14 protein-coding genes are annotated in these 15,813 nt (G+C 74.6%); 5 read left to right on the top strand and 9 right to left on the bottom strand.

Annotated features, from left to right (window positions below):
- Positions 1 to 183: 183 nt before the first annotated feature.
- Positions 184 to 2,442 carry a phage holin family protein gene (locus QA802_RS35385; protein WP_443042221.1) on the bottom strand — a complete coding sequence of 753 codons (2,259 nt, stop codon included), beginning with the start codon at positions 2,440 to 2,442 and terminating at the stop codon, positions 184 to 186.
- Between the two features lie 33 nt (positions 2,443 to 2,475).
- On the bottom strand, positions 2,476 to 2,886 hold the full coding sequence (locus tag QA802_RS35380) for a hypothetical protein (protein ID WP_319170343.1): 411 nt from the start codon (positions 2,884 to 2,886) through the stop codon (positions 2,476 to 2,478).
- 84 nt (positions 2,887 to 2,970) lie between these two features.
- Here QA802_RS35380 and QA802_RS35375 point away from each other — a divergent pair, with 84 nt between their 5' ends.
- Entirely contained in the window at positions 2,971 to 3,744 is a 774-nt protein-coding gene (locus QA802_RS35375; protein ID WP_334531532.1) for an MBL fold metallo-hydrolase, read from the top strand.
- On the top strand, positions 3,741 to 4,370 hold the full coding sequence (locus QA802_RS35370) for a DedA family protein (protein WP_319170341.1): 630 nt from the start codon (positions 3,741 to 3,743) through the stop codon (positions 4,368 to 4,370). Before QA802_RS35375 ends, QA802_RS35370 begins: the two co-directional genes overlap by 4 nt.
- 97 nt (positions 4,371 to 4,467) lie before the next feature.
- Here QA802_RS35370 and QA802_RS35365 read toward each other — a convergent pair whose 3' ends face one another.
- The 4 genes from QA802_RS35365 to QA802_RS35350 all read right to left on the bottom strand — a co-directional run bounded on the left by QA802_RS35365 (position 4,468) and on the right by QA802_RS35350 (position 8,862).
- On the bottom strand, positions 4,468 to 5,622 hold the full coding sequence (locus QA802_RS35365) for an MBL fold metallo-hydrolase (protein ID WP_334531527.1): 1,155 nt from the start codon (positions 5,620 to 5,622) through the stop codon (positions 4,468 to 4,470).
- Positions 5,619 to 6,866 carry an aminotransferase class I/II-fold pyridoxal phosphate-dependent enzyme gene (locus QA802_RS35360; RefSeq protein ID WP_334531524.1) on the bottom strand — a complete coding sequence of 416 codons (1,248 nt, stop codon included), beginning with the start codon at positions 6,864 to 6,866 and terminating at the stop codon, positions 5,619 to 5,621. The genes QA802_RS35365 and QA802_RS35360 overlap by 4 nt, the downstream gene beginning before the upstream one ends.
- A gap of 246 nt (positions 6,867 to 7,112) precedes the next feature.
- Positions 7,113 to 7,853, bottom strand: coding sequence for a hypothetical protein (locus QA802_RS35355; protein ID WP_334531521.1), 741 nt, complete (start codon positions 7,851 to 7,853; stop codon positions 7,113 to 7,115).
- Between the two features lie 211 nt (positions 7,854 to 8,064).
- Positions 8,065 to 8,862 carry an RNA polymerase sigma factor SigF gene (locus QA802_RS35350; RefSeq protein WP_334531518.1) on the bottom strand — a complete coding sequence of 266 codons (798 nt, stop codon included), beginning with the start codon at positions 8,860 to 8,862 and terminating at the stop codon, positions 8,065 to 8,067.
- Between the two features lie 396 nt (positions 8,863 to 9,258).
- Between QA802_RS35350 and QA802_RS35345 the strand changes: the two genes are divergently transcribed.
- Positions 9,259 to 11,082, top strand: coding sequence for a thiamine pyrophosphate-requiring protein (locus tag QA802_RS35345; protein WP_334531515.1), 1,824 nt, complete (start codon positions 9,259 to 9,261; stop codon positions 11,080 to 11,082).
- A 59-nt stretch (positions 11,083 to 11,141) separates the two neighbouring features.
- On the opposite strand, the gene QA802_RS35340 is transcribed toward QA802_RS35345, so the two are convergent.
- The 3 genes from QA802_RS35340 to QA802_RS35330 form a co-directional block, all read right to left on the bottom strand.
- Positions 11,142 to 12,236: a GNAT family N-acetyltransferase gene (locus tag QA802_RS35340; RefSeq protein WP_334531512.1), complete on the bottom strand. Its 1,095-nt coding sequence runs from the start codon at positions 12,234 to 12,236 to the stop codon at positions 11,142 to 11,144.
- Between the two features lie 235 nt (positions 12,237 to 12,471).
- Entirely contained in the window at positions 12,472 to 13,083 is a 612-nt protein-coding gene (locus tag QA802_RS35335; RefSeq protein ID WP_334531509.1) for a hypothetical protein, read from the bottom strand.
- Between the two features lie 138 nt (positions 13,084 to 13,221).
- The gene (locus QA802_RS35330) at positions 13,222 to 13,836 is read right to left on the bottom strand and encodes a TetR/AcrR family transcriptional regulator (RefSeq protein ID WP_334531506.1); all 615 of its coding nucleotides are present in this window, start codon (positions 13,834 to 13,836) and stop codon (positions 13,222 to 13,224) included.
- Positions 13,837 to 14,040: 204 nt separating this feature from the next.
- Here QA802_RS35330 and QA802_RS35325 point away from each other — a divergent pair, with 204 nt between their 5' ends.
- Positions 14,041 to 14,958 carry an NAD(P)-dependent oxidoreductase gene (locus QA802_RS35325; protein WP_334531504.1) on the top strand — a complete coding sequence of 306 codons (918 nt, stop codon included), beginning with the start codon at positions 14,041 to 14,043 and terminating at the stop codon, positions 14,956 to 14,958.
- 164 nt (positions 14,959 to 15,122) lie between these two features.
- Positions 15,123 to 15,665 (top strand): type 1 glutamine amidotransferase domain-containing protein, encoded by a 543-nt coding sequence (locus QA802_RS35320; RefSeq protein ID WP_334531501.1) that lies wholly within the window; start codon positions 15,123 to 15,125, stop codon positions 15,663 to 15,665.
- Positions 15,666 to 15,813: the final 148 nt, after the last annotated feature.

Here is a 15,813-nt window from a genome sequence, read left to right as displayed (position 1 = left end):
GACACCGTCCCGGACAGGGCGCCGGTGAACGTCGGCTGCCGGTCCGGCAGTTGCCCGCCGGGCCGATGTCCGCCGGGCCGGTGTGCGGCGGTCAGTTGTCCGCCGGCCGGTGTGCGCCGGCCGGTGTCCGCCAGGCGCGAGCACCACTCCGGCGCGATCCGGCGCGATCCGGCGCGGCGGTGCTCAGGCGGCGCGTTCCTCCTGGGCGGGCTCCTCGCGGGCCGTCTTCAGGGGGACCTGGGGGCCGTCGGACTCGCGCAGCCAGCGGCGCAGGACACTGTGCACGTGTTCCGCGCCGACGAGTTCCTCGCCGTCCGCGGCGGGCGCGGACAGGGCCAGCGGGGACAGCAGGAACGGCCGGGCCTGGGCGCCGCCGAGGCCGCCGTGCGAGCCGATCTGCTCCTCGAAGGCGAGGACCTCGCCGTCGGCCGGGTCGTAACAGGAGTTGACCATGATGTCTGCGGTGTGCGGGAAGGTGTGGGTGCGGCGCACGGCGTCGGCCGCGCCGGGCCCGAACACGGCCAGCGGGCCGGGGTCGTCGTCCAGCCGGTCGAGCGGGATCCGCGCGCCGTACGCGCCGAGGACGACTCCGTCGTGCTCCTCGCTGCGCACCAGCAGGAAGCCGACGCCGGGATGGTTGGCGAGGGTGGACAGCAGCGCGGGGTGACGGGCGTCGATCTCCTCCTTGCTCATCCGGTGCGGGACGTCCGGGAAGGAGATCAGGGCGAGGTTGCCGGAGGCGAGCACGATCGGCTCCGAGCGGCGGCCGGACGGCTCCCGGCCCCCGTGCGTCTCCTCCACGGGGCGGCGCAGCGCCGCGCGGACGGCGGCGCGGGCCTCGGCGCCGCTGTGGGTGTGTTGCGCCCTGCGCGGCACGGGCAGTCCGCAGCCGGCGCGCACCAGGTCGCCGAGGGTGAGGCCATAGCGGGCGTGGAACGTCTCGCCGGGGCTCTGGCCGTGGTCGGACAGGACGACGATCCGGTAGGGGCGGGGGGCGTGCTCGGCGACGGTCTCGATCAGCGCGAGTGCCCGGTCGAGCCGGCCGAGGACCTGCTCGGTGTCCCGGCCGAGCGGTCCGGAATGGTGCGCGACCTCGTCGTACGCCACCAGGTCGGCGTAGACGGCGCGGCGCCCGGCGAGCATGTCGCCCATCACCGCGGCCACCACGACGTCGCGTTCGACGACGGTCGCGAAGGCGCGGACGAAGGGGTAGAGGCCGCCGCGGCCGACGCGTGGGCGGTCGCCGCGCAGCCGGGCGCGGGTGGACTGGCCGATCTCGCGGACGACCTCGGCGACGAACGACAGGGCGGTGCGCACGGCGTTCGCCGGGTCGCTGAAGTAGGCGAAGTAGCCGGCCCGGGAGCGGGTCTCCCGGCTGCGCCGGCGGGCGGCTATGGACAGCACGAGCGCCTGCTCGTCGGCGCCGCCGCTGAACAGGTTGCCGCGGCTGGCGCCGCCGGCGGACAGCAGGCCGCCGTCACGGGTGCGTTCGACCGCGCGGCGCTGGAGTTCGGCGGCGCTGGTCGGACGGTTGCAGACCATCACCTCCCCGGTGTCCTTCTCGTACCAGCGGAAGGCGGGCAGGTCGTGGTTGCTGCCGTGCAGGATGCCGAGCTGGCTCGCGCCGGTCTGGCTGGACCAGTCGGTGCGCCAGAGGGTGAGGCGGTGCGTGGCACGCGGCGCCGCCGACGCCGAGGACGCCGAGGACGGCACGGTCGCGGCCGGAGGGCGGCCGCTGACGGAGCTTCCCGGTTCGCCGGTGCCGCCTTCGGCGTCGGCGGCGGCGGCGAGTGTGTCGCCCAGCCACCGCTCGACGGTCGGCATCAGCCCCTTCCGCACGGCCGCGACCAGCACGTCGTGGCCCACGCCGTCGAGCTGGAGGAAGAGGGTGCCGGGGGTGGCCGGGCAGGCGGGGCCGCCTCTGCGCCGGCGGTCGGCGAGGCGGTACAGGCGGCGGCGGTAGGCGTCGTCGTCGCGCACGGCCAGGGCCGCGCCCGTCGCGGAGGCGACGGCGGACATCACGGCGGCGACGATGACGGCGGTCTCGGGAGCCGCCTCGCTCTGTCCGGAGGGGTTCAGCCGCAGAGCGAGAAGCAGCAGCGAGCCGTTGAGGAAGAACACCAGCAGGCCGAGGACCAGCGCCGGCACGAGCAGCAGGAGGCGGACCAGCAGCGGCCAGGCCAGGGCGGACAGCACGCCGAAGACGCCCGCTCCGGCGGCGGCGGTCATGGCGATGGTGGTGGCGCTGTCGCCGTCGGGCGACTGCAGCCGGAAGTCCGGCAGTATCCCGGCCAGCACGAGCATCGTCAGGGTGGAGACGGCCCACACCGTGACGCTCCGCCCTGCCTGACTGACGGCCCGCCGCCATCGCACCCCACGCACGCCCCGTACACCTCGCGTCCCGGCCCCGACGCCCGTGGGAGCCGTCTTCCACCCTGTCATACCGCGGCGAGGCGCACCCCGGGCCCCGGGGGACTACCGTCCGTCGTAGCCGGCCGTCGGCATGGACAGCCTGCGGTGCACCCGGGCCTTCATCTGCGCGTCGTAGGCGGGTTCGGCGCTGCCGACCGTCTCCACGCGCACCCCGCGCCGCGCGCATTCGGCGGTGAACTCCTCGACGGACGACAGCGCGCTCTCCAGCACCCGGCGGCTCGGCGCGACGAACAGGTCGACGCCGGGCACCACGCCGTCCCACAGCACGCAGTGGTCGGCGCGCAGCCCGCGCACCAGCAGTTCCCGGCTGACGACGTGGCCTCGCTCCGCGGCCCACCGCGCGCACATCGCGTGCTGGCTGCGGGAGTCCACCAGGAAGGGATCGGCGTCCAGTTCCTCGAGCGGCGTCAGACTCGCGATCGCGGTGACCCGCGTGACCCGCGGCGGTCCCATGGCGTCCCCCTCACCTCCGGGTTCAGTCGCCGACCCTACTCCTGCCCGTAGGCTTCGGGGGAGTCGCGCGAAGGAGGCAAAGAGGTGGCGGTGGAGATCACGTGGTGGGGTCACGCGACCTGCACGGTCGAGGATTCGGACGTGCGTGTGCTCACCGACCCCTTGTTCGCCCGCCGTCTCGCGCATCTGCGCCGCCGCCGGGGCGCCATGCCCCCGCCCGGGGCGTGGAACGCCGACGTCGCGCTCGTCTCCCACCTGCACGCCGATCATCTGCACGTGCCCTCGCTGGCGCGCCTCGCGCCGGGCACGCGCCTGCTGGTGCCCCGGGGCGCGCCGCGCGCCGTGCCCGGGCTGCGGCGGCTGCGGCATCTGCGGCTGAGCGAGATGGAGCCGGGCGACGAGACGTCCGTGGGCGGGGTCCGGATACGGGCGGTGCCCGCGCGGCACGACGGACGGCGGCTGCCGGTCGGCCGGCGCTCCTCCCCCGCTCTCGGGTACGTCGTCGAAGGCGCGGCGCGGACGTACTTCGCCGGGGACACCGGCCTGTTCGAGGACATGGCCGAGGAGGTCGGGCCGGTCGACGTGGCGCTGCTGCCGGTGGGCGGCTGGGGGCCGCATCTGGGCGAGGGGCACCTGGACGCGGGGCGGGCAGCCGAGGCGCTGGCCCTGCTGGGTCCGCGCAGCGCGGTGCCGGTGCACTACGGCACGTACTGGCCGATCGGCATGGACGCGGTGCGACCCCATGAGTTCCACGCGCCCGGTGAGGAGTTCGTGCGGCTCGCGGCGGAGCGTGCGCCGGGCGTGGCCGTGCACCGGCTGGGGCACGGGGAGAGCGTGCGCCTGGAGGAGGCACGGTGACCCTGTCGGCCGTCGTGGTCACGACGGGCATACCGACGGAGGCCACGCAGCAGGCGCTCGGCTATCCGTCGCTGTTCCTGCTGGTGCTGATCGGTGCGCTGGTGCCGGTGGTGCCGACGGGGGCACTGGTGAGTACGGCGGCCGTGGTCGCGTTCCATCAGAAGGCGCCGTTCTCCCTGCTCCTGGTATTCGTGACGGCATCGCTGGCCGCGTTCTGCGGGGACGCGGCCCTGTACTGGCTGGGGCGGCGCGGGATGCGGTCGAGGAACGGCTCGCGCTGGCTGGAGGCGATCCGCTCGCGGGCGCCCGAGGAGCGGCTGGCGCAGGCGCAGGGGAAGCTCGCCGACCACGGCACGGCGGTGCTGGTGCTGTCCCGGCTGGTGCCGGCGGGACGGATCCCGGTGATGCTGGCCTGTCTGATGGCGAAGTGGCCGCTGCGCCGCTTCTCGCGCGGCAACCTTCCGGCCTGTCTCGCCTGGGCGGTGACGTACCAGCTGATCGGCATCCTCGGCGGCTCGTTGTTCCCCGAGCCGTGGGAGGGCGTGGTCGCCGCGGTCGCCCTGACCGTGCTGATCGGCGCGGCGCCGAGCCTGTGGCGCCGGATGAAGGGGACCCGGACGGCCTGAGGGCCCGGGGGTTCGGGGGGTCGGGGTGTTCGGGGGGTCGGGGGTTCGCTCCCGCCGGGCCGGGCGGCGAGAGCCAGTCAAGTCCCGTCACATCCCGTCACATCCCGTCCGCCCTCCGGTCGGACGGCGCCGTTCTCGCACTCGCGCGCCCCTGGTCCAGGATCCGCGAGCCTCCCACCGGCAGGTCCCACAGGTCGTCGCGGTCCAGGCCCGCCTTCTGCCAGGCGGCCCGCACACGCGTGAGGGGTTCGAGGACGGGCTCGGCGGACAGCACGAAGGTGCCCCAGTGCATGGGTGCCATGCGCCGCGCGCCGAGGTCGAGGGCGGCACGGACCGCCTCCTCCGGGTCGCAGTGCACGTCTGCGAGCCACCAACGGGGGTTGTAGGCGCCGATCGGCAGCAGTGCCAGGTCGATCCCGGGGTGGCGTCGGCCGATACGGGAGAACCAGTGGCCGTAGCCGGTGTCCCCGGCGAAGTAGACGCTCCGGCCGTCGGGGGCGGTGAGCACCCATCCGCCCCAGAGAGAGTGGCAGGTGTCGGTGAGGCTGCGCTTGGACCAGTGGTGCGAGGGCACGAAGTCGAAGCGCACGCCGGACAGTTCGGCCGCCTCCCACCAGTCCAGCTCGGTGACCCGGGTGAACCGGCGGCGCAGAAACCAGCGTCCGAGCCCGGCCGGCACGAACACCGGTGTGTCGCGCGGGAGTCGACGCATCGTGGGGGCGTCCAGGTGGTCGTAGTGGTTGTGGCTGATGACGACGGCGTCGACGCGCGGCAGCGCGCCCCAGGGGACGCCGACGGGGGTGATCCGGGCCGGCGTGCCGAGGATGCGTCGGGACCACACCGGGTCGGTCAGGACGGTCAGGCCGCCGATGCTCACCACCCAGCTGGCGTGCCCCGCCCAGCTGACGGCGACGGTGCGGGCGTCCACGCGGGGCAGCGGGGCGGGCGCGAAGGGCAGTCGGGGAATGTCGGCAAGGCCCTCCTTGCCGGGGCGCACGGAGCCTTCGCGGGCGAACCGGGCGATGGCCTTGAGGCCGGGCAGCGGCGAGGTGAGCCGGTCGTGGAAGGTCCGCGGCCACACCCGGCGCTCGCCCGGCGGCCGGGGTTCGGCGAGCGGCGGGACGGCGGGCGCCGGTGCGAAGGGCGACAATGACGACGACGGCGGCGACAGCGACGATGACGGCGACGGTGCGGTGCCGACGGCCCCGCCGGTCACCGTGCTGGTGGTGGTCGACTCGGACTGTTGCGTCATCGAGGAGGCTCCCGTCGCTGAGCTTCGTCACGGAGGTCGTCGAAGACCGACCTCATGAGTGTCAACGCACGTTGCACGTGGGGCAGTTCCCACGGTGTGGGCGAGGTGAGGCGTTCCGTGCGCCGGGCGTCCGCGCCATTGAGCAGCATGCCGGTGGAGAACCGGACGTGCAGGGCGCTGAGGTCGTCCCCGAAGCGGTGGCCGCCCGGCGCGGGCATGCCGAGCCGGGCGGAGAGGAAGTCCTCGAGTTCCTGTGCGTCGCCGACGCCGTGCGCGCTCAGCGCGTCGCGCAGCGGGCCGAGGTCGGCGTAGAGGTGACGGCCGGCCCGGGGCGGCAGCGCCAGGGCGCCCGCGGCGACCACGGCGGCGTGCATCTCCCGCGCCACGTGCGCGTGCAGGCGGACCGCGGCGGCCACGCGCGCGGTGACGGGCTCCGGCTCGGTCAGCGCGTACGCGGCCGCGGCGGCGACCGGCGCGGCCACCCGGGCGTCGAGGGCGGTCAGCACGTCGAGCACGCGCGCGTGCAGGGCGTCGCCGACGGCCGAGGCGGGGAACCGGGCGACGGCCGCCGGCCAGCCGACGGGCAGCAGGGCCCCGGCCAGGTCGCTGACGACGGTGACCTCGCCTGGCAGCATCTCCGCGGGGCTGACCAGCACGGTCTCCTGCGGGGTGTGCAGGGTGTCGCGCCAGGTCTCGTCGCTGACCAGGTGCAGCCCCTCCCCCGCGGCGGCCTCCACGGCCTCGTGCAGCACTTCGGGCGGCGCCACGGTGGCGGTGGGGTCGTCGGCGACGGACAGCACCAGCAGACGCGGGTCACCGCCCTCGGCGCGCACCCGGCGCACGGTCTCCAGCAGGGCGTACGGGTCCGGGACGCCGCCGCACTCCGCGGGCGTCGCGACATGGAACACCGGCCTGCCCAGCAGCCGGGCGTACGGCGCCCACCAGGCCGCGCAGGGCCGCGGCACCAGGACGTCGCCGCCGAGCGCGGCGGTCAGCGCGAGCAGCAGGGCGGGTGCGCCGGGTCCGGCGACGACCCCTCCCGGTTCGGCGGGCCCGCCGCGCCGGGCCCAGTAGCCGCGGGCGGCGTCGAGGAGGGCCTCGCCGCCGCCGACCGGCTCGCCCTCGGCGCGGCCGGCGGCCCCGGCCAGCGCCGAGGCGAGTTCGGGCAGCACCGGCAGGCCGTCCGGGGGGAGCGGCGGGCCGTAACGAACGGGGCCGTGGTCCTCCGGTTCCGTCCGCCGCATGTGGCCCTCCGGTGCAGTCCATGCCTGGTGCCGTGACTGGTGCCCTGCCTGATGCCCGCTCGTAGGGGACGGGGCGTGCGTTACGGGACCAAGCGTTCGTACGGGACCTGGCGTTCGTACGAGGCCCGGCGTTCGTACGGGGCCTTCGTGCGCCCAGGGTTGCGCGTACCCGGTGCGGCCCGCGGCATGACCGCTTCTCGCGTCGCGCCGGTCACAGCGCGGGCCCTCGGCCGCCGCCGGGCGGTGTCAGGCGTCGCCGACGCGGTCTCGGCGGCGCAACCGGTGCACGGCGGCGGCGAGCGCGCCCGCGATCAGCAGACCGCCGGCGACGAGCGCGGGAACGGATTCGGTGAAGGCGCCTCCCGCGCCGGCCCGCACTCCGTGGTCGACGGTCGCGGGCGGGCAGGCGGCGGGGGACGCGGCGCCGCGGGGCTGCGCTTCGGTCCGGCCGCAGGGCGGTGCGGTGCGGCAGTCGGCGGGGTGCGGCTGCGCGGCGTTCAGGGGCTGCGGGCAAGGTCGGGCGGTGGGGCAGGACGCTCCGGCGGCCGGTCCGCACGGCGGTGCCGGGGTGCGGGCGACGTCCAGGGTCGCGCTCCATGGCTTCCCGGGTCCGCCGGGCGCGGCCGGGCAGGTGCCGTCGACGGTCCAGGCGGCGTCCGGTCCGACCGCGTCGGGGCTCACCTCGAGCGCGGCGGCGGGGGCGATGAGGGCGGTTCCCCGGTAGGCGGCGTCCGCCTGCGCGTCATCACCGGGGACCTTGGTCAGTTTGACCGCGCCGTCGGCGAAGGCCTGCGAGGTGGCCTCGAGGCTCTCGGGCGCGGCGACGCCGAGGGCGCCGCAGGAGACCGACACGGCGACGCTGCCGCCCGGGGCGACACTGCCGGGGCTGACCTCCGCCGACGGGTCGGCTGCCGCGGCCGGTCCGGCGGCGACCAGCAGGGCACCGGCCACGGCGAGGGCGGAGAGGAAGTGGGCGGTGCGACCCATGGGACGGCTCCTTCAGCCGGTGACAGCAAGGCGGGGCGTTCCTGCCCCACCGCCATCACAGCCCGAGGGTCCGCCGGGCGCGCGCGGCCGGACGCCATTGGCGGGACGGCTGCCCCCAGGCGGGTGACTCCGCCGCCGTCCCTCGGCAATTTCCACGCAGCGGTTTCTACACCAGCTTCTCCAGCGATTACTGGATCCGTCCCTACAGCGGTTACTGCATCGGTTCCTGCAGTACCTGTTCTCGCAGCCGGTCGCAGCACCGGCTGATGAGGCGGGAGACGTGCATCTGCGAGATGCCCAGCTGCTCCGCGATCCGGCTCTGCGTCATGTCCCCGAAGAACCTCATGTAGAGGATGGCCCGCTCCCGCTCGGGCAGGGCGGCGAGCCGGGGCCTGACCGCCTCCCGGTCGACGACGGTGGCGAGCGCCGGGTCCGGCGCTCCCAGCGCGTCGCTCAGCGAGTACCCGCCGTCGCTGCCGGGCGGTTCCGCGTCCAGGGACAGCGCGGAGAAGCTCTCGAGCGCCTCCAGGCCGGTGCGGACGTCGTCCTCGCTGAGCTGTGCGCGTTCGGCGATCTCGGCGACGGTGGGACGGCGTCCGGAGAGGGTCTGGGAGAGTTCCTGGCCGGCGATGCGCACGCGGTTGCGCAGGTCCTGGACCCGGCGCGGCACGTGCAGGGTCCACATGTGGTCGCGGAAGTGCCGCTTGATCTCGCCGGTGACGGTGGGCACGGCGTAGCTCTCGAAGGCGTTGCCGCGCGCGGGGTCGTAGCGGTCGACGGCCTTGACCAGGCCGAGGGCGGCGACCTGACGCAGGTCCTCGTGGTTCTCGCCGCGGTTGCGGAACCGTCCGGCGAGGCGGTCGGCCATGGGCAGCCAGGCCTCGACGATCCGGGCCCGCAGCGCGTCGCGCCGGGGCCCCGCGGGCAGGGCGGCCAGTTCGCGGAATGCGTCTGCGGTGTCGGGGGCGTCGTCGTGCGGGTGGTGTCTCGTGTTCGCTCGGTTCGCCATCGGGTGGTGCAACTCCCTTGGAAGTGCTCGGGTTCGACCCGGTCACCGAGGGAAGCGACAACAGCCCGACCGGGCCTGCCGGGGGCCGCGAGGCGCGGCGTTCCCACGGAGGCGCCTCCGGTCCGAAGCACTGAGGCTGCGCCTGCCCCCGGGGCCCGCCTCCAAACACCGTCGAGGTTTTCCCGCCGTCGTCCGGGTCACCCGTCCCGTGTCACACCCCTCCACCCGCCGGGCCCCTGCCCCTGCCCCTGCCCCTGCCCCTGCCCGCACCCCTCCCACACCCGCACCACCCTCACCCTCACCCCGCCCCAGCCCCAGCCCCAGCCCCCAGCCCCCAGCCCAACCCCACGTCCGATGCGCGTTGTTCTCCGTCCCCGGCCCCGAAAGGCCCCCTCCATGAGCGCCAGAGTCTCCGACCACATCCTGCGACGGTTGCGCGCATGGGGGGTCGAGCATGTCTTCGGCTACCCCGGCGCCGGCCTCGGCGGCCTGCTCGCGGCGTGGGGGCGGGCCGGGGACTTGCCGCGATTCGTACAGGCGCGGCACGAGGAGATGTCCGCGCTCCAGGCGGTCGGTTACGCCAAGTTCAGCGGCCGGCTGGGTGTCTGCGCGGCAGCATCGGGGCCGGGCGCGGTCCACCTGCTGAACGGTCTGTACGACGCGAAGCTCGACCGCGTCCCGGTCCTTGCGATCGTCGGGACGACCGACCGGGCGGCGGACGGGACGACGACGGGCGGCGCGCACCGGAGGGAGGTGGACCTGCACGCGCTGTTCAGGGACGTCGCCGCGGAGTTCACGGCGACGGTGACCGCCCCCGAGCAGTTGCCGGACGTCCTGGACCGGGCGATCCGCACGGCGTACGCGCGCAGCTGCCCGACCGTGGTCGTCGTCCCCGCGGACGTCCAGGATCTCGTCTGCGCCGCCCCCGAGGACGAGTTCACGACGACGGCGACCGGCCCGGCCGACGGCGACCCGGCGGCCGTCCCGTCGGAGGAATCCCTGCGTCAGGCGGCGCGGATCCTCAACTCCGGTGACAAGGTGGCGATCCTGGCCGGTCAGGGGGCTGCCGGGGCGCGTGCGGAAGTGGAGCGGATCGCCGAGCTGCTCGGCGCGGGCGTGGCCAAGGCGCTGCTCGGCAAGGACGTCCTGAGCGACGAACTCCCTTACGTGACCGGGGCGATCGGGCCGTTGGGCACCCGGCCCTCGTACGAGCTGATGCGTGACTGCGACACCTTGCTGACGGTCGGCTCGTCCTTCCCGTACGCGCAGTACCTGCCGGCTGCCGGCACGGCGCGCGGCGTGCGGATCGACGTCGATCCGCGGACGTCGGGGACGGCTCACCTCTACGAGGTGGACCTGGTCGGCGACGCGAAGGAGACCCTGCGCCGGCTGATTCCGATGATCCGGGGCGCGGAACGAGGCCGCGAGTGGTTCGACACCGTCTGCGCGAACGTCCGTCGCTGGGACGAGGTGTCCGGGCGCCGGGCGCGGCTGTCGGCCGATCCGATCAACCCCGAGTACGTGGCCCGGGTCCTGGACCCGTTGCTGCCGTCCGACGCGATCGTCACCTGCGACTCGGGCTCGGTCGCGACCTGGTACGCCCGCTGCCTCAGGCTGCGGCCGGGCATGCGCGCGTCCCTCTCCGGCACGCTCGCGACGATGGGCTGCGCGGTGCCGTACGCCATCGGCGCGAAGTTCGCCCACCCGGACCGGCCCGCGATCGCCCTGGTCGGGGACGGCGCCATGCAGATGAACGGGCTCGCGGAGCTGATCACGGCGGCCAGGTACCGCGGCCGGTGGCGGGATCCGCGTCTTGTCGTCGCGGTCTGGAACAACCGCGACCTCAATCAGGGCACGTGGGAGATGCGCGCCGGGGAGGGTGCGCCGTCCTTCCTGCCCGCGCAGCAACTGCCGGACGTGCCGTACGCGCGGTTCGCCAGCTCGCTGGGGATGACCGCGGTGCGCGTGGAACGCCCCGAGGACGTGCCGGCGGCCTGGCGGGCGGCCCTGGAGGCGGACGGTCCCGCCGTCGTGGAGTTCCTCACCGACCCGGCCGTGCCGCCGCTCCCGCCGCACACCACCTGGGAGCGGCTGGAGGCCACGGCCGCGTCGATTCTCGCGGGCGACGCCGACCGGGGCGCGATGATCCGGCAGGGCTTCAAGGCGAAGGTGCAGGAGTTCCTGCCGGGGCGGGAGCAGGGCGGCGACACCCGCGGCTGAAGCGGGCGGCATGCGCCGCTGCCACTGCCACTGCCACTGCCACTGGTCCCCCGCGCGGCCTAGGCGGAGTCCCGGACCGTGCCGACCGCCCTCAGCGTGCGGACCGCCGCGCCTTTCAGGGCGGGGTGTTCGCGCACCAGCCGGTGGGCCGCCCGCAGCGGCTCACGGCGGAGCCAGTGCAGGGCGGCGCCCGCGCCCGACGTGCGCAGCGCTCCTTCGTGGACCAGGAGGTCACCTGTCTTGAAGGAGTTCTTGTAGGCGGCCTCGCCTCTGCCGAAGTCGACGAGCCGGATGCCGGACGCGGCGGCGGCCTCGATCATCCGCAGGTAGAGGATCCGGCCGGGTGAGAAGGTGGCGACGGTTCGGTCGTAGGAGGGGAACCAGCAGCAGAGGACCGTGCGGGAGCGCAGACCGAAGTGGGCGGCGACGGGCCTGTCCCCCGCGTAGAGCACCGAGAGGCCGCCGGAGCAGTGCGGTGAGTCCGAGCCGGCGAGCAGGTCGACGAGTCGGGCGATCCAGGGCTGGGTGAAGGGGTCGCGGCGGCCGGTGCGCCGGTAGTGGGCGGACTTCCAGCCGACGAGGATCCGCAGTGCCGCGGGATCGCGTTCGTCGTGGACGTACCGCAGCGGGCCGAGGTGCCGGGCCAGGCGGCGCTCCTGGGCCCGGGTCGTCTTCAGCAGGCTGCGCGAGTGGGCGCGCAGATGGGTCTCGTACGCCTCGTAGCCGTGTGCGAGGTCGACGACGGGAGACGCGAACCGGCCCCTCGCGTACGGCAGGAAGAGGTTCTGGCCGTGTTCCAGGTGGTTGAACTCCCAGGCGGTCAGGGAGCAGACGCGCATGAGGTGATGCGGGTCGAGGTGTGCGTCGTCGGGGTGCAGGACGGCGCCCTGGCAGTCGGACACCCCCAGGCCGACCGCGCGGCCGTGGCCCCATCGGCCCCGCTGGTAGGGGAAGTAGCCGACCGCTTGCCGCTTGCGGCGCAGCACCGCCACCCGGACATCGCGGCGTACCCGGCCGACGGCCTGGGTGAACTCGGCGCTCATGAACGGGTTGGCGGGGGCGGCGGGCGTGGCGCTTCGGAGTTCGTTCCAGAGGGCGAGGTCGCCCGGCGTGAGTTCGCCGGTGTGCACGATGTCGATGCGTGGAGTCGTCATGGGGGGTCCCTGGGTTCCTGGTTCGAGGCAGGCGGAAGGGTCGTCCGCCGAAGCCGAGTGAGGGGCGCGATGGGTTGGTGAGGCGGGCGGCGCCATGGAGCGGAACGGACGGCGGGGCAGCGGGACGGCATACGACGCGACGGCCTGCGGCGGGGCGCTCTCGGCACGAGGTGTGCGGTGCGACGGTGTGCGGTGACGCGTCGGGGGCCCGCAGGCGTGAGCGGTCCGGTGAGCGCTAGGGAGGGCCTCGTCGTCCGGTCGCGCAGGTGAGCAGCACCTCGGAGAGGCACCGTTCGTCGGCGGGGCGGGCTCCGGGGAAGCGGCTCGGGTCCACGGCCGGGACCGTGGACGTCCGCGCGGACAGCAGAGCGCAGAGACGGCGGAAGAGGGTCCGCAGGCCCGACTGCACCATGTCCGAGAGCCGGAACCGGGACCGTGCCACGGCGCGCAGCGCGCATACCGTGACCACGGTCATCGCCAGATGGATCGCGCCGCCCGCGCCTTCGTGGAGCGTCCCCGCGGTGGGGTCGGGGGTGAGGTCGGGGGCGGCGGCGAAGGAGAACCAGCAGCAGGCCGCGGCCTGCGCCGACACCATCGCACCGAGGTCGGGCAGCAGGGCGCGGGACCCGGGGGCGCGCGAGCGCAGCAGCGCGCCCGTGAAGAAGACCACTGCCGCGACCAGGCAGGCGTCGATGGAGGCCGTGCGCGCGAAGACGAGGTGATAGCCGGCGGCGGCCAGGGCCGTCGTGGCCGCGGCCAGGCCGACGGCCGGCAACGCTCCGGTACCGGCCGCGCCGTCAGCGTGCGGAAGGCTGCGGCGGGAGAGAGGGAGCGGGTGCGCGGTCATGTCCCGTCCATGGTCGGGGAGACCCGTGTGCCGGCGGTCCGGAACGGGAAAACCGCCGGGTGCGAACGTTTTGGCGACCGGTCACGTCTGCGGGTGAACCGTGAACCCGCAGGACGGCGGCGCCCCGGATGGAGAACGTCAGCCGTCCTCCCGCGTCGCCGTGTCCTGACCCACCGCCGCGTCGAGCAGGGGGCGCAGTTCTCGGGTAACGGCCGTCAGGGCCCGGACGTCCTGTTCGGCGCGGGCGATGAGGAGCGCGCCCTCCAGGGCGCTGATCATGAGGGTGGCGAGCGCGCCGGCCCGCCGCTCGGGGACGCCCATGTCCGTCAGCGCACGGGCCACCGGCTCCGCCCAGGCGGCGAACGCGGCGGCCGCGGCGTCCCGGGTGGACGCGGCGGTTCTGGCGCAGTCCACGGTGGCGGCCGCCACCGGGCAGCCGCCGGCGAACTCCGAGGACGCGTACTCGTCCGTCCACTGGCGCACCATCTCGGCGAACAGGGCGCCGGGCGTCGGCTCGGGCAGCGCGGCGAGGAAGCGGGCGATCCGGTCGCCCGCGTACCCGCCCGCCCATCCCACCGCCTCGTTGACCAGCTGCTCCTTGCCACCGGGGAAGTAGTGCTGGAGCGATCCGCGGGGCGCCCCCGCGTGGGCGGCGACCTCGCGCATGCCGGTCGCGGCGACGCCGTCGCGCCGGATCAGCTGGGCGGCACTGAAGACCATCCGCTCGCGCGGCCCTCGCTCGGACACCGCCATCGTCCGCCTCCCTCGCAGCGGTCTGCACTCACTCCGGCCCCACTCTATGACCGACGTCATAGAACGGACTACTATGACCGCTGTCATAGTCAGTGACGACGGCAACGGCGACGGCAACGATGGTGGTGGTGACGGCGGCAACGCAGCCGCGGCCCCGCTTCGGCAGCGGTCGGCCGGCCGCCCGGCGGGAAAGCGCGGTGCATCGTGGACGACATCGGATCCGCCGGTCTCACCGGCTTCATCGGCCTCGGCGTCATGGGGCAGCCCATGGCGCTCAACCTCGCCCGCGCCGGCACCCCGCTCGTGGTGTGGAACCGCACGGCGGGCCGGTGCGACCCCTTGCGCGCCGTCGGCGCCGAGGTCGCGGCGGGCCCCCCCGAGATCTTCGCCCGGGCCCGGACCGTGATCCTCATGCTGGCCGACGAGGCCGCGGTCGACGCGGTGCTCGCACGCGGGACGGCGGACTTCGCCGCGCGTGTCACCGGGCGCACCGTCGTGCACATGGGCACGACCTCGGCCGAGTACTCGCAGGGCTTGGAGGACGATGTCCGGGCCGCGGGGGGCCGCTACGTCGAGGCCCCGGTCTCCGGCTCCCGGGTGCCCGCCGAGCGGGGGGAACTGGTGGGGATGCTGGCGGGCGACGCGGAAGCCGTGGCGGGCGTACGCGCACTGCTCGGCCCGCTGTGCCGGGAGACCTTCGCCTGCGGAGCGGTTCCGGAGGCCCTGTTGCTGAAATTTTCGGTGAACCTGTTCCTGATCACGCTGGTCACCGGTCTCACGGAGGCGTTCCACTTCGCCGACCGGCACGGGCTCGACGGGGCCCTGCTCCGGGACGTCCTGGACGCGGGTCCGATGGCCAGCGCCGTCTCCCGGACGAAGGCGGCCAAGCTGCTCACCCGCGACTTCAGCGTCCAGGCGGCCGCGGCCGACGTCCTGAAGAACAACCGGCTGATCGCCGAGGCCGCCCGCAGGACCCGGCTGGCCTCACCACTCCTCGACGTCTGCCACGCCCTGTACGGCGAGGCCGTCGAGCAGGGACACGGCGGAGAGGACATGGCTGCCGTGCTGCACGCCCTCGAGGCCCGGACCGAAACCGGTGTCGAAGCCGTTCACGGGACTTGAGCCGGCCGGGGTGGCTGCGGACGGAAATGCCGTGTCGGCCTCCTGTCCTCGGGTACGCGGTGGGCATCCGAGAAACAGGGATCGAGAGGGATCGAGAAACAAGAAGCGGAGAACCCAAGAAACAAGGTTCACGCCACAAGGACACGGAAAGGACGTGGAAAAGCATGCGCATCGCGTTTCTGACGGCGCCCGAGGGCGTCGAGCAGGTCGAGCTCACCGATCCCTGGGAGGCGGCGGTCGACGCGGGTCACGAGCCCGTCCTGGTGTCGACCGAACCCGGCAAGGTCCAGGCGTTCAACCATCTCGACAAGGCGGACACGTTCGGCGTGGACGAGGTCGTCGGCGAGGCGTCCGCGGACTCCTTCGGCGGGCTGGTCCTGCCCGGCGGCGTCGCGAACCCCGACGTCCTGCGCTCCGACGACAAGGCCGTGGCGTTCGTCAAGGACTTCTTCGACCAGGGCCGGCCGGTCGCCGCGATCTGCCACGCGCCGTGGACCCTCATCGAGGCCGACGTCGTGCGGGGCCGTGAGCTGACCTCGTGGCCGAGCCTGCGGACGGACATCCGCAACGCGGGGGGCGCCTGGGTCGACGAGCAGGTGAAGGTCTGCGACCACGGACCGGGCAAACTGGTCACCAGCCGCAAGCCGGACGACCTCGAGGCGTTCTGCGAGACGTACCTGCGCGTGTTCGCGCAGGAAGCGGCCTGAGCGAGCCGTGCGGCCGCGAGCCGCGCAGCGCCGAGCCGGCAGCCGGGGGCCGACCCCGGTCGGCCCCCGGCCGACACCCCGGAATCCGGTCCCGGTGCGGGCTCACGCCCCGCCGGGGCCGCCCCTCGTGGTGCCCGGGCCCCACTTG

It is taken from the genome of Streptomyces sp. B21-105 (genome assembly GCF_036898465.1).
In the GTDB taxonomy this organism is placed as follows: domain Bacteria; phylum Actinomycetota; class Actinomycetes; order Streptomycetales; family Streptomycetaceae; genus Streptomyces.
This window is presented reverse-complemented; position numbering and strand designations above follow the sequence as displayed.